We start from the raw sequence: 14534 nt of genomic DNA, 5'->3' as shown, positions 1-14534 counted from the left end.
TAATAGAGCGATGCATAAAAAACGCTCGATAAGCAATCAATGACCCTCACCAACAAAGAAGCCGCAGGCTTGGCTTACAACCTGGACACTAGGCTCCACGTCAAACGCATGAAGTAGGAGGCCACTGTGTCAACGGCCATTGAACCTGGAGATCAAGGGACATCGAGTCAGTGACTTTCCCACGCTATCTAGCGGACGGGCGACTGGGGAGACTTCGCCGACGCCCCTCAGATTGGCTTGTGGATTCTGGAAATCCATATCGCCCACCCTACCCACTCCTTCGACGCCTTTACGAAGACCTGCCAAATCCGAGCACGGCCAGAACCGGCCCAAACAAAAACGGCAGCCTCATCGGCTGCCGCTTTGCTCAAACAGTGCATAACCTCACGCCAGACGCGCCAACATCTCCTGAGCCTCGCTCTTCTGGCCATCGTTACCTTCGCTCAACACCTCACCCAGAATGTCTCGAGCACCGTCGTTGTCGCCCATATCGATATACGCCTGGGCCAGATCAAGCTTGGTGGCCACCTCATCGCTGCCGGAGAGAAAATCAAAGTCAGCATCTTCAGGCATCGCAGTCGCATCTTCAGCAGTGAAGCTAGGAGCCGCCAGATCCGGCTGATCCAGGCCCTGGGCCAGGCGGTCGAGCTCGGCGTTGACATCATCCAGCTCAGAAGCGAAGGCATCCTTAGGCTCTTCGGCGGCACTCGCCTCGTCAGCAAGGGACAAATCGAAGTCCGCGGACAGATCCAGATCATCCAAGGCTGCATCGGTAACGGTGGGCACATCACCTGCAGGAAGATCCTTGAGGTCATCGTCAAGACTCAACAGGAAGTCGTCATCACTCTGGGTTGCCGCCGGTAGATCAGCCCCCAGATCAAGATCGAAATCTGCGAGGTCATCGAGACTTTCCTGGGGCGCAATCTGCTGCTCCAACACTGAGCCGAAACTGAGATCATCGTCCGAAGGAAAATCTTCCAGCTCAGGTTCAGGCTCAGGCTCAGGCTCAGGCTCAGGCTCAGAGGCTGGCTCAGAGGCTGGCATCGCCGGCGAGGCAGACTCCAAATCATCCAGACTCAAATCGAAGTCCGCATCCAAACCTTCCACAGGCGTCACAGGCTCAAGGGGCTGCGGCTCATCCAGCAGTTCCTTGACGTACTGAGCATCGAGCTCAGCAGCCGCTGCCGCCGCAGCCAGCCCCGCTGAAGCCGCTACAGCGACCATTGCCGGAAAACGGCTTTTCAGTTGCTCGACCTGGGCATGGTTGTCGCCATTGGCTACCAACTGGCGCTCCTCAGCAACGAACGCGCTGCGATCCCCCTGAAGCGCGTAAACCTCCATCAACTTCAATCGCAGATCGCTGCGCTGGGGCTCCAGCCTGACGGCCTCTTCAAGAATCGCGGCAGCCTGATTCAGGCGGCCACCATCAATGTGGTTCTGCGCCTGCCCCAATACATCGCTAGCCCGCTCAACAGGGGCCGCAGGTGGCGCCATAACCGGAGCTGGAGCTGGAGCTGGAGCTAGAGCCAGCTTGACGCTGGGCGGCGGAACCTCAAGCCCCTCGAAGCTGCCCTCGGGCAGGTCCATCTCCTCAGCGAAATCGGTTTCCTCGGATAACGCTCGAGCCATGCGCAGGTGCTTTTCCGCCTCTTGCTGAGCCTTGCGGCGACGGGCCAGCAACAGCAGCAACAGCAGTAACACCAATACCGAGCCACCGCCGACCAATCCCAGCAGAATCGGATTGGTCAGCAGATCGCCGTACTTGTCTTCTTCAGCAGGCACCACTTCAGGTGCCTGACTGGCAGCCGATTCAGCAGTCGGAGCGGCAACCGGCGCATCAGGCTTGGCCACCAAGTCCGCCGAGATCACTGGCGCGGTCTGGGCAGCAGGCGCCGCTGCACCTTCAGCCTGCAATTTGGCCAACTGGTCGTTTTTCAATTCGATCAGGCGCTGCAACTTATCGAGCTGACTTTGCAAATCAGCCATGCGCTCTTTCAGCTCGGCATTATCACGACGGGTCGCGTCCAGGCTTTCCTGAGTCACTGCCAGTTTGTTGCTCAGCGCCTGGCTGTCACCCGCAGCACCCTTGCCACGAGCCTTGCCACTCTCTGCAGAGACCAGACTCAGATTGTCTTTGCCGGTAGTTTGCTTTGGCGCCTTGTCGAGAGCTGCACGACGGGTCGCGTCCACCTGCTGCTGGCCACGCGCACCCGCACGTCGGCCCTGACGCCAGGCAGCATTCTGCGCGGCAACTTCGGCAATCGCCTTGGGCTGCGACAGCGCAGTGCTCTGCACCACGTCAGGCAGACGCAGGACCTTGCCGGTTTTCATACGGTTGATGTTGCCATCGATGAACGCATCCGGATTCAACGCCTGGATGGCCAACATGGTCTGCTGGATCGACGCCCCGTTACGGTTCTTCGCAGCAATCTCCCAAAGCGTGTCACGGGCCAGGGTGGTGTACTGCGCAGGCTTGCTGATCTTAGTGGCGCGAGTGACCGGAGCATTGACCGCAGGCGCACTCACCGGAGCGGCCTGAGCGGCAGCGGCAGCCTGCGCAGAGAATTTCGAAGGGTCCAGCAGCACACTGTAATCGCGCAGCAAGCGGCCATTGGGCCACATCACCTGAACCAGAAACTTAACCATCGGCTCCGAGAGTGGCCGACTCGAGGTCACTCGCAGCACACTCTTGCCGCCGGGATTGAGAACGGGCGTAAAACTCAAATCGTTGAGAAAGGCTTGGCGCTCGACGCCGGCCTTGGCGAACTCTTGCGCCGAGGCCAGGCTGGGCACCAATTCGGCAGCAGTAAGGTCCTTGACATCAAGCAGTTCGATTTCTGCCACCAGAGGCTGGTTCAGACTCGACTTCAGGGTCAGCTCCCCGAGCCCAAGCGCCTGCGCCATACCGGAGGACAGCGCCGAGGCGGCCGCTATTGCTAACACCAGTTTGCGAACTTGAACCATAGCCTCATCCTTTGTTTGAACTTTCCTCGGCCAGCGAGAAGGTTTTGTAGCGACTGCCGTAAGGCAATGCGCGGGATCATGTATGACCACGACGCGCGATTAATTCTTGCATGCCCCGGGAGCACCTAACGGCTACTCACCTCCAGCAACTTGCCAAGCATAGCGCCCAGCTAGATCCATTCTGCAAATTGTTGCCAAGTATCTTTTACAGCAGGTCTTTTATCAACAATTCAGCCAGTTGCACAGCGTTCAAGGCGGCGCCTTTGCGGACGTTGTCCGAGGTCAGCCACAGATTCAGTTGCGTCGGATCATCGACACCGCTTCGAACCCGCCCAACATAGACTACGTCCTGGCCCACAGCGTCACCCACTGCAGTCGGATAATCACCGGCCTCGACCAGTTCAAGTCCAGGTGCCGCCTCAAGCGCCGCATTCACCGCAACCAGATCAACGTCGGCAGTTGACTGCAGAGTCACGCTATAGCTATCGCCAAAAAACACCGGGGCTTGAACACAAGTCACTGAAATCTTTAATAAAGGTAGCGACAGCAGCTCACGCAACTCACTGACCAGACGCCTTTCCAGCGGGGTGTGCCCCTGCGCGTCCGGAGTACCGACCTGAGCCAGAAGATTGAAAGCCATCTGACGATCGAAGAAACGCGGCTCCAGTGGGCGCACATTCAACAGCTCGGCAGTCTGGCGAGCCAGCTCGCTGACGGCCTCACGCCCCTGACTAGAGACCGCCAGACTGGCGGTAAGATTGATCCGCTGAACGTTCAGCAGACTCTGCAACGGAGCAAGCGCTACCGCCAACGCGGTAGCCGATGCACTCGGGCTACTCAATTGCACTGGCTTTTTCAGGCCTGCCAGGACGCTGCCATTGGCTTCGGGCACGACGTTGGGTGCCTGGGCTGCGGGCAAGGCACCCGAGAGATCAATCACCGCGCAATTAGCCGCCGTGGCGCGAGGCGCAAAACTGAGCGTTACTGCTGGCCCCGCCGCAAAAAACGCCAGTTGCACCTGACTGAAATCAAATTCATCGACTTCGCGCACACGGACGTTCTTGCCGCGAAACGGCACCGAATGACCAGCCGACTCGCTACTGGCCAGCAGGTGCAGGTTGGCAATCGGAAAATCGCGCTCTTCAAGGATCTGCACCATGGTTTCGCCGACCGTGCCGGTGGCGCCGATCACGGCAATATCAAAGGACGGGGTCATGGAGTTACCTCAGGCAAAACGGGGGGAGCGGCACTTTACCCGGCACGAGGTGGCGAGGCAATTCGTGAGGAACGAGCGCCTGAATCAAGGGAGCCCCTACTTACGAGATACAAAAAACCCGCGCCTCGGGAAAGGCGCGGGCTCTTTCAAGCACTCAGAGAATCAGCGCTCCAGCAGGATCCGCAACATGCGCCGCAGCGGTTCGGCCGCGCCCCACAGCAACTGGTCGCCCACGGTGAAGGCACCGAGGAACTGTGACCCCATGTTCAGCTTGCGCAAACGACCCACCGGAATATTCAGGGTGCCGGTGACCTTGGTCGGGCTCAGTTCCGGCATGCTGATGTCACGCTGATTCGGCACCAGCTTGACCCAAGGGTTGTGCTGGCTGATCAGCCCTTCGATATCGGCGATCGGCACGTCCTTGTTGAGCTTGATGGTCAGCGCCTGGCTGTGGCAGCGCATGGCGCCGATACGTACACAGATGCCGTCCACCGGGATCGGGTTCTTGAAGCGACCGAGGATTTTGTTGGTTTCGGCCTGGGCCTTCCACTCTTCACGGCTTTGACCGTTAGGGAGTTCTTTGTCGATCCACGGAATCAGGCTGCCGGCTAGGGGCACGCCGAAGTTCTCGGTCGGATAGGCGTCGCTGCGCATGACTTGCGCCACTTTACGGTCGATATCGAGGATGGCACTGGCCGGGTTGGCCAAGTCATCGGCGACCGCCGCATGGGTAGCGCCCATCTGCTTGATCAGTTCACGCATGTTCTGCGCGCCAGCGCCGGAGGCTGCCTGGTAGGTCATGGCGCTCATCCACTCCACCAGACCGGCTTCGAACAGCCCCCCCAGGCCCATCAGCATCAAGCTGACGGTGCAGTTGCCGCCGACGTAGTTTTTGGTCCCGGCATCCAACTGCTGGTCGATGACCTTGCGGTTCACCGGGTCGAGGATGATCACCGCGTCATCCTGCATGCGCAGGCTGGAGGCAGCGTCGATCCAGTAGCCCTGCCAGCCGGCTTCGCGCAGCTTGGGGAAGACTTCGCTGGTGTAGTCGCCACCCTGGCAGGTCAGAATCACGTCGAGGGTTTTCAACTCTTCAATGCTGTAGGCATCCTTCAGCGGGGCAATATCCTTGCCCACTGACGGCCCTTGGCCACCGACATTGGAAGTGGTGAAAAACACCGGTTCAATAAGATCGAAGTCCTGCTCCTCCAGCATCCGCTGCATGAGCACGGAACCGACCATACCGCGCCAACCGATCAGACCTACACGTTTCATCGCAACTACACCTTTACAAAAGTGGGCCACTGTCTGTGCAGTGGGCCCGAAAGATTACAGATTCCGCAGCGCGGCGACTACTGCATCGCCCATTTCCTGCGTACCGACCTTGGTGCAACCGGCCGACCAGATGTCACCAGTGCGCAAACCTTGATCCAACACCCGACTCACCGCCTGCTCGATGGCGTCCGCCGCGTCGGTCAGGTTGAAGCTGTAACGCAGCATCATCGACACCGAAAGGATCGTTGCCAGCGGATTGGCAATGCCCTGGCCGGCAATGTCCGGCGCAGAACCGTGGCACGGCTCGTACATGCCCTTGTTGTTGGCATCCAGGGATGCCGACGGCAGCATGCCGATGGAACCGGTGAGCATCGAGGCCTCATCAGAAAGGATGTCGCCGAACATGTTGTCGGTGACCATCACGTCGAACTGCTTCGGCGCGCGCACCAGTTGCATGGCGGCGTTGTCGACATACATATGGCTCAGCTCGACATCCGGGTAATCCTGGGCCACCTGCTCGACCACTTCACGCCACAGCTGGCTCGAGGCCAGAACGTTGGCCTTGTCCACCGAACACAGCTTCTTGCCACGCACCCGGGCCATGTCGAAGCCGACCCGAGCAATACGGCGAATTTCGCTCTCGCTGTACGGCAGGGTGTCGTAAGACTGGCGCTCGCCATTTTCCAGCTCACGAGTGCCGCGCGGAGCACCGAAATAGATACCACCCGTCAGCTCGCGAACGATGAGAATGTCCAGGCCAGAGACGATTTCCGGTTTCAGGCTCGAGGCATCCGCCAGTTGCGGGTAGAGAATCGCCGGACGCAAGTTGCCGAACAAGCCCAATTGCGCTCGAATCTTCAACAAGCCGCGCTCAGGACGAATGTCACGCTCGATCTTGTCCCACTTCGGCCCACCCACCGCGCCCAGCAAAACAGCGTCGGCCGCGCGGGCACGCTCCAGGGTTTCGTCGGCCAAAGGTACGCCGTGCTTGTCAATGGCTGCACCACCGATCACGTCATGGCTCAATTCGAAACCCAGGCTGTACTTGTCATTGGCCAACTTCAGCACCTTGACCGCCTCGGCCATGATTTCTGGACCAATACCGTCACCAGGGAGAATTAGAATCTGCTTGCTCATGCTTTCCTCATTTGTTCTGTCGGCGCACCAAAGGCGCGTCCGGAAAAAATCTATCGCTCGGCCCACAGCACCAGCACATCCGTACTGAACGATCCATCGGCCTCAATCTCGAAATATTCGCGCACTTCATTGCCCATCGCCTGCTGCAGCTCGCGGATCGCCACCCGCAGCGGCTCAGGTGTACGCATGCGTTCAACCCAGGAGTGGTACTCCAAACGCAAGCGCTGACGGGAGGTACTGCGGGTATGCAGGCCAGCCTCGCTGACCTGACGCAGCCACTCCCCCGCCGAATAGTCACGTACATGGCTGGTGTCACGCAGCACTTCGACGCTCTGCAGGTAAGTGTCCAGCAGCGGACTGCCCGGCGACAAGATATCAATGAACGCCGCCACGCCGCCGGGCTTCAGTACACGGCGCACCTCCCGCAAGGCCAGGCCCAGATCGCTCCAGTGATGCGCCGAGTAACGGCTGAAGACGAAATCGAACTCATCATCGGCGAACGGCAAGCGTTCAGCGGCACCTTTCACGGTGTGGATGTTGTGCAGACTACGCTCCTGCGCTGCTCCCGACACGACATCCAGCATCTGCTGGGAGAGGTCGTAGGCCACCACTTCCCTGACCTGCGGCGCAACATGAAAACTGACATGCCCTGCACCGCACCCCAGATCCAGCACTCGCGCACCGCTCTTGCCCGCCACCTCGGCCTGTAGCAGCGCGAACTCGGCGCCTTGAGCGTGTACGGCACTGTTCAGGTAAGCCGAAGCCTGTTCACCAAATTGCTGCTGTACGACCTGACTGTGGGTGTTACTGGTCATGGCACGATCCTTCTGGACAAGGGAAACAGCGTTCGCCGGCAAGCCAGCTCCTGCAAGGCCGGCACCTGCGAGATTCCGCCGGCACCGGCTTGCCGACGATCAGGCGTCGCGAAACAACCAGGGCTGGCTGGCCCGGTGCTTGGCTTCAAAGGCGGCGATGGCGTCGCCGTCCTGCAAGGTCAGGCCGATATCGTCAAGACCGTTGAGCAGGCAGTGCTTGCGGAACGCGTCGATCTCGAAGCTCAGCACCTTGCCGTCAGGACGGGTCACGGTTTGCGCCTCAAGGTCGATATGCAACTGATAACCCGGGGTGGCTTCGACCTGCTGGAACAACTCGTCCACTTCAGCATCGCTCAAGATGATCGGCAGCAAGCCGTTCTTGAAACTGTTGTTGAAGAAGATGTCGGCATAGCTCGGCGCGATGATGCTGCGGAAACCGTATTCCTCCAGGGCCCACGGCGCGTGCTCACGGCTGGAGCCGCAACCGAAGTTCTCCCGCGCCAGCAACACGCTGGCACCTTGGTAACGCTCGGCGTTGAGGACAAAATCCTGGTTCAACGGGCGCTTGGAGTTGTCCTGGTAAGGCTGGCCCACGTCCAGGTAGCGCCACTCATCGAACAAATTGGGACCGAAACCGGTGCGCTTGATCGACTTGAGGAACTGCTTGGGGATGATCTGATCGGTGTCAACGTTGGCACGATCCAAAGGCGCGACCAAACCATTGTGCTGGGTGAAAGCTTTCATGCTGCGCTCCTTAGATCAATTCACGGACGTCGACGAAACGACCGCTGACGGCGGCGGCCGCGGCCATGGCCGGACTGACCAAGTGGGTACGACCGCCTGCGCCCTGGCGCCCTTCGAAGTTGCGATTCGAGGTGGAGGCGCAATGCTCGCCAGACTCCAAACGGTCCGGGTTCATCGCCAGGCACATCGAGCAACCCGGTTCACGCCATTCAAAACCGGCTTCGAGGAAAATCTTGTCCAGGCCTTCCAACTCGGCCTGGGCCTTCACCAAGCCCGAACCCGGGACCACAATCGCCTGCTTGATGGTGGACGCGACCTTACGGCCCTTGGCGATCACCGCCGCGGCGCGCAAGTCTTCGATCCGCGAGTTGGTGCAGGAACCGATGAACACGCGATCCAATTGAATGTCGGTGATCGCCTGATTGGCACTCAAGCCCATGTACTTCAAGGCGCGGACAATGGAATCGCGCTTGACCAGGTCCATTTCCTTGGCTGGGTCCGGTACGTTCTGATCCACCGCCAGGACCATTTCCGGCGACGTGCCCCAACTGACCTGCGGCTTGATCTGCGCGGCATCGAGCTCGACCACGGTGTCGAACCTGGCATCGGCATCGGACACCAGGTCCTTCCAGGCCGCCACCGCCAAATCCCACTCGCCCCCCTTGGGAGCGAATGGACGACCCTTGACGTATTCCACGGTTTTTTCATCCGCCGCCACCAAACCAACACGCGCGCCAGCTTCGATGGACATGTTGCAGATGGTCATGCGGCCTTCGATGGACAGGTCGCGGATGGCGCTACCGGCGAATTCGATGGCGTGGCCGTTGCCGCCGGCGGTGCCGATCTTGCCGATCACAGCAAGGACGATGTCCTTGGCAGTCACGCCGAAGGGCAAGGTGCCTTCCACGCGCACCAGCATGTTCTTCATTTTCTTGGCCACCAGGCACTGGGTGGCGAGCACATGCTCCACCTCGGAGGTGCCAATGCCATGGGCCAGGGCACCAAAGGCGCCATGGGTGGAGGTGTGGGAGTCGCCACAGACCACGGTCATCCCCGGCAAGGTCGCCCCCTGCTCCGGGCCGATCACGTGGACGATGCCCTGGCGCACGTCGTTCATCTTGAACTCGACGATGCCGTATTCGTCACAGTTGTCATCAAGAGTCTGCACTTGCAGACGGGAAACCTGGTCGGCAATCGCTTCGATCCCGCCCTTGCGCTCTGGCGTGGTGGGTACGTTGTGGTCCGGGGTGGCGATGTTGGCATCGATGCGCCATGGCTTGCGCCCGGCCAGGCGCAGGCCTTCGAAGGCTTGCGGCGAGGTCACTTCATGGATGATGTGACGATCGATATAGATCAGCGCCGAACCATCGTCGCGCTGTTTGACCAAATGCGAATCCCAGAGCTTGTCGTAGAGCGTCTTACCGGCCATCGGACCATTCCTCATCAGCTTGTTTCTATGCCCCGGGCCCTGATCGTCGGCCGATCAATAACCCCTTGGCTTGTGAGGCTGATGCTATGGCGTTAGATTAAATAACTCAAATTCATATTTTTCATACTTTGGATAACCAACTGGAATGCAAGCATGGACCTGGCCAACCTCAACGCCTTTATCGCCATCGCCGAGACCGGCAGCTTTTCCGGCGCCGGTGAACGGCTGCACCTGACCCAACCGGCCATCAGCAAACGTATTGCCGGACTGGAACAACAGCTCAATGTCCGCCTATTTGATCGCCTAGGACGTGAGATAGGACTCACCGAGGCTGGACGCGCCCTGCTGCCCCGGGCCTATCAGATCATCAACGTGCTGGACGATACCCGCCGCGCCCTGACCAACCTCACCGGCGAAGTCAGCGGTCGCCTGACCCTGGCCACCAGCCATCACATTGGCCTGCATCGCCTGCCACCGCTGCTGCGAGCCTTTACCCGGCGCTACCCCGAGGTTGCCCTGGACATTCAATTTCTCGATTCCGAGGTGGCCTACGAAGAAATCCTCCATGGCCGGGCCGAACTGGCGGTCATCACCCTTGCCCCGGAGCCCCATAGCCTGATCCAGGCCGCAGTCGTCTGGGACGACCCACTGGACTTCGTCGCCGCGCCAGAACACCCGTTGGTCAGCAATGGCCAGGTCAGCCTGGCGGACATTGCCCTGCACCCGGCGGTTTTTCCTGGCGGCAATACCTTTACCCACCATATTGTCCAACGCTTGTTTGAAGCCCAAGGCCTGGCGCCGAACATCGCCATGAGCACTAACTACCTGGAAACTATAAAGATGATGGTTTCCATCGGCCTGGCCTGGAGCGTACTGCCACGCACCATGCTTGACGATCAAGTGGCTCGCATTCCTTTACCGGGCATACAACTGAGACGCCAGCTAGGCTATATCCTGCACACCGAACGGACGCTATCGAATGCTGCGCGGGCTTTCATGGCCTTACTGGATGCACAGGTCGATTGGCCAGGGAACCCGGCTTAGTAATCCGGGTATTGCCCGCACCACATCCCCCCATGCCCCCCTGCGCTAAACGACCTACTCAGCTCAAGGCCTGCCCCCCATGCCAAAACCCGCTGACCGTATTCCACCCATGCCGCGTATTCAGGCTATTAATCCCAGAGATTCGGAACAAAGCTGGGAAAGCGCGCCACAACTGCTCGCTGCACTCAACGGTGCACGACTGGGGGCGTGGTATTGGGATATTGAAAGCGGGCAGATCAGTTGGTCCCGAGGGACTCAGGCGCTGTTCGGCTTCGATCCGCACCAACCCCTGCCGGAAAACCTCGAATACCTGGACCTGCTGCCCCCGGAGGACCGAGCCCGAACCATACGCGCCTTTCATTCGGTGCTGGCTGGCGCGCCCCTGGAACAGGCCATGCACCACCGCATTCGCTGGCCCGATGGCAGCCTGCACTGGCTGGAGATCAACGGCAGCGTACTGCCGGACAAACAGGGCAAGCCCCGAATGATCGGGGTGATCCGCGAGATCACCCACCAGCGTCAACGCGAAGAAGCCCTCAGCAATTCAGAAAAACGCTTTGCCACCCTGATCCACCTGTGCCCCAACATGGTGCTCCTGACCCGCCTGGAAGACGGCCTGATCAGCGAGGCCAATCAATATTTCGAAAGCCAGTTCGGCTGGCCCGCCGAGCATGTGATCGGGCGTACCACCCTGGAAATCGGTCTATGGGTCAATCCAGAGCAGCGCGCCCAACTGATCACGGCGATCCAGAAGACCAGCCAGGCCATCAGCCTTGAGGTGCAATTCCGCGCCAGCAACGGGCAGATCCACGACGGCATCCTCAGCGCGCAAAAGGTCGAACTGGAAGGCAAGGCTTACTTACTGAGCACGTTTCTCGACACCAGCGAGCGCAAAAAAGCCGAGCAGGCCCTCAAGGACAGCCAGGAACGCCTCGATCTAGCCCTGGATTCAGCACAACTGGGCACCTGGGACTGGCACATTCCCAGCGGCATGCTCTATGGCTCCGCCCGCGCCGCACAACTGCACGGCCTGGCGCCCAAGCCCTTCCATGAATCCTTCGAAGCCTTCTTCGAGGGCGTGCCCATGGAAGAGCGCGACTCCATGCGCGATGCCTATCGCAGCCTGCGAGAAGGCCCGGAAGGCAATTATCAACTGACCTACCGCGTGCAACTGGCGGACGGCAGCTCACGCTATCTGGAAAGCCGCGCCCGTCTTTATCGCGACGAACAGGGTAATCCGTTGCGCATGGCAGGGACCCTGCTGGACATCACTGAACAAGTGGAACGCGAACAGCGCCTGATCACCTCCGAAGAGAAGTTCGCCAGCCTGTTCCAGGTCAGCCCGGATCCCATCTGCCTGACCCTGCTGGAAACCGGTCAGTTCATCGAGATCAACTCCAGCTTCACCCAAACCTTTGGCTGGCCCCCGGAAGATGTGATCAATCGCAGCGCCGAACAGATCGGCTTGTGGGAAGACCCCGCACCCCGTCTGCGGCGGATCGAACAGGTGATTCGTGAACAGGCACTGAACAATGTGGCGGTGGTGGTCAATCACAAGAATGGCCAGGCGCTGACTTGCATCATTTCCAGCCGCCTGATCACCGTGGACAAGCAGCCGTGCATCGTCACCACCCTGCGTGACATCACCCAGCAACAACGTTCGGAGGCCGCGCTCAAGGCCAGCGAAGAAAAATTTGCCAAGGCCTTCCACTCCAGCCCCGACGCCATCACCATCACCGAACGCGACACCGGGCGCTACCTGGAGGTCAACGACGGCTTTTGCCGCCTGACCGGCTACCGCACCGACGAGGTGATCGGCAGCACCATGTATCAGATCGGCATCTGGGCCGAAGAAGCCCAACTGGCGACGCTCCTGACCGAACTCAAGCTCAAGGGCCGGGTGCACCACCTGGAAATACTCGGACGCAACAAACGCCGGGAAATCCTCACCCTGGAGGTCTCGGTCGAACCGATCATCCTCAATGAAACGCCATGCCTGCTGCTGACCGCCCGGGACGTCAGCTTACTGAAGAATGCCCAGGCACAGATCCGCCACCTGGCCTACCACGACCCTTTGACCAACCTGCCCAATCGCGCCCTGCTGATGGATCGCCTGAGCCAGCAGATCGCCCTGCTCAAGCGCCACAACCTGCGCGGCGCGCTATTGTTCCTCGATCTGGATCACTTCAAGCACATCAACGATTCCCTGGGCCATCCCGTGGGCGATACCGTATTGAAGATCATCACCGCCAGACTGGAAGCCAGCGTACGCATGGAAGACACCGTGGCACGCCTGGGCGGAGATGAATTCGTGGTGCTGCTCAGCGGCCTGGAAGGCTCCCGCAACGAGGTCAGCGAGCAGGTCCGGCATCTGGCCGACACATTGCGCGAGCTGCTCTCGGAACCGATGTTCCTTGACGGCCAGCGCCTGCAAGTCACCCCAAGCATCGGCGTGGCGCTGATTCCCGACCACGGTTCCACCCCCACCGACCTGCTCAAGCGCGCCGACATCGCCCTGTATCGCGCCAAGGACTCCGGGCGCAACACCACGCAGATGTACCACAACACCATGCAGAAGGCCGCCAGCGAGCGATTGCGCATGGAAACCGACCTGCGCCTGGCACTGTCACGCGGCGAGTTCAGCGTGCACTTCCAGCCTCAGGTGGACGCTCGCGACAACCGGATTGTCGGTGCCGAGGCCCTGGTCCGCTGGCAACACCCGGAGCTGGGCGCACAATCACCGACAGAATTCATCAAGGTGCTGGAAGACAGCGGGCTGATCCTTGAAGTTGGCACCTGGATTCTCGACGAAGCCTGCCAGGCTTTCAGTCAACTGATCGAATTGCGCCTGATCGATCCGCATCACTTCAGCCTGTGCGTCAACATCAGCCCACGGCAGTTTCGCCAGAACGACTTTGTCGAAAAAATCGAACACAGCCTGAGCACCTACGCCCTGCCCTCGTCGTTACTGAAGCTGGAGATTACCGAAGGCATCGTCATCCAGAACCTGGAGGACACCATCAGCAAGATGCGCCGCCTGAAAAAGATCGGCGTCAGTTTCGCCATGGATGACTTCGGCACCGGCTATTCCTCCCTGACCTACCTCAAGCGTCTGCCGGTGGACACCTTGAAGATCGACCAGTCCTTCGTGCGCGACGCGACCCACGACCCCAACGACGCGGAAATCATTCGCGCCATCGTCGCCATGGCCCGCAGCCTGAATTTGAAGGTGATTGCCGAAGGTGTGGAAACTCCGCAACAACTGGAGTTTCTGCAAGGACTGGACTGCCACTTATACCAGGGCTACCTGCACAGCCAACCCTTGCCGCTGAACGAGTTCAAGAAACTGCTGCAATGACAGGCACGAAAAAGGGCGCCACCCGGGCGCCCTTTTGTTGCAGCGGCCTTAGTGTTGCAGAGCCGGCTGCTGCGCACCGTTGATCGGGATACGCTTAGGCTTGGCCTCTTCCGGCACGATCCGCAACAGGTCGATGTTCAACAGACCGTTACTCAGGCCCGCGGCCTTGACCTCAATGTGGTCGGCCAGGCGGAAGGACAACTTGAATGCACGCTGAGCAATGCCCTGGTGCAGGTAAGTGACGCCTTCATTGCTGTCGCGCTTGCCACCACTCACGGTCAACACGCCTTTTTCCACTTGCAGCTCCAGGTCTTCTTCCTGGAAACCGGCAGCCGCGATGACGATGCGGTATTGGTCGTCGGCGTGTTTTTCAACGTTGTAGGGCGGGTAGCTGCTGCCCGGCTCGTTACGCAGCGCCGATTCGAACAGATCGTTGAAACGGTCAAAGCCAACAGAGGAACGGAACAGTGGGGCCAGGGAAAATGCAGTACTCATGGGTCAATCTCCTGATATTTCAGCGAGGTAGTTATCTGCGCGACCCGAATTCGGCAT

10 protein-coding genes and 1 pseudogene are annotated in these 14534 nt (G+C 59.8%); 3 read left to right on the top strand and 8 right to left on the bottom strand.

What is annotated here, in order from left to right; all coding sequences use genetic code 11:
- Window positions 1-139: 139 nt before the first annotated feature.
- Window positions 140-291, top strand: a pseudogene (locus PLD_RS30830) ((Fe-S)-binding protein); the annotation flags it as partial.
- Window positions 292-384: 93 nt separating this feature from the next.
- Here PLD_RS30830 and PLD_RS25850 read toward each other — a convergent pair.
- The 7 genes from PLD_RS25850 to leuC form a co-directional block, all read right to left on the bottom strand.
- Window positions 385-2964, bottom strand: a complete 2580-nt coding sequence (locus PLD_RS25850; protein WP_159897525.1) for a FimV/HubP family polar landmark protein — start codon at window positions 2962-2964, stop codon at window positions 385-387.
- Window positions 2965-3169: 205 nt separating this feature from the next.
- Window positions 3170-4180, bottom strand: coding sequence for an aspartate-semialdehyde dehydrogenase (locus tag PLD_RS25845; RefSeq protein WP_159897524.1), 1011 nt, complete (start codon window positions 4178-4180; stop codon window positions 3170-3172).
- A gap of 162 nt (window positions 4181-4342) precedes the next feature.
- Window positions 4343-5455, bottom strand: a complete 1113-nt coding sequence (gene asd / locus PLD_RS25840; RefSeq protein WP_159897523.1) for an aspartate-semialdehyde dehydrogenase — start codon at window positions 5453-5455, stop codon at window positions 4343-4345.
- Between the two features lie 54 nt (window positions 5456-5509).
- Window positions 5510-6592 (bottom strand): 3-isopropylmalate dehydrogenase, encoded by a 1083-nt coding sequence (leuB, locus tag PLD_RS25835; RefSeq protein ID WP_159897522.1) that lies wholly within the window; start codon window positions 6590-6592, stop codon window positions 5510-5512.
- Between the two features lie 50 nt (window positions 6593-6642).
- On the bottom strand, window positions 6643-7407 hold the full coding sequence (locus tag PLD_RS25830; protein ID WP_159897521.1) for a class I SAM-dependent methyltransferase: 765 nt from the start codon (window positions 7405-7407) through the stop codon (window positions 6643-6645).
- A 99-nt stretch (window positions 7408-7506) separates the two neighbouring features.
- Window positions 7507-8151, bottom strand: a complete 645-nt coding sequence (gene leuD, locus PLD_RS25825; protein ID WP_159897520.1) for a 3-isopropylmalate dehydratase small subunit — start codon at window positions 8149-8151, stop codon at window positions 7507-7509.
- Between the two features lie 10 nt (window positions 8152-8161).
- A complete protein-coding gene (gene leuC, locus PLD_RS25820) occupies window positions 8162-9580 on the bottom strand; it encodes a 3-isopropylmalate dehydratase large subunit (RefSeq protein WP_159897519.1) in 1419 nt (472 codons plus the stop codon).
- Between the two features lie 153 nt (window positions 9581-9733).
- Here leuC and PLD_RS25815 point away from each other — a divergent pair, with 153 nt between their 5' ends.
- Together PLD_RS25815 and PLD_RS25810 are read left to right on the top strand one after the other, a co-directional pair.
- On the top strand, window positions 9734-10624 hold the full coding sequence (locus PLD_RS25815; protein WP_159897518.1) for a LysR family transcriptional regulator: 891 nt from the start codon (window positions 9734-9736) through the stop codon (window positions 10622-10624).
- Window positions 10625-10703: 79 nt separating this feature from the next.
- Window positions 10704-13982, top strand: coding sequence for an EAL domain-containing protein (locus tag PLD_RS25810; RefSeq protein WP_159897517.1), 3279 nt, complete (start codon window positions 10704-10706; stop codon window positions 13980-13982).
- Between the two features lie 48 nt (window positions 13983-14030).
- Here the strand turns inward: PLD_RS25810 and PLD_RS25805 are convergent, their stop codons facing one another.
- Entirely contained in the window at window positions 14031-14477 is a 447-nt protein-coding gene (locus tag PLD_RS25805; RefSeq protein ID WP_159897516.1) for an Hsp20 family protein, read from the bottom strand.
- Window positions 14478-14534: the final 57 nt, after the last annotated feature.

It is taken from the genome of Pseudomonas sp. LD120 (genome assembly GCF_009861525.1).
Classification (GTDB): domain Bacteria; phylum Pseudomonadota; class Gammaproteobacteria; order Pseudomonadales; family Pseudomonadaceae; genus Aquipseudomonas.
The sequence above is the reverse complement of the archived record's forward strand: the minus strand, read 5'-3'. Positions and strand labels throughout refer to the sequence as shown.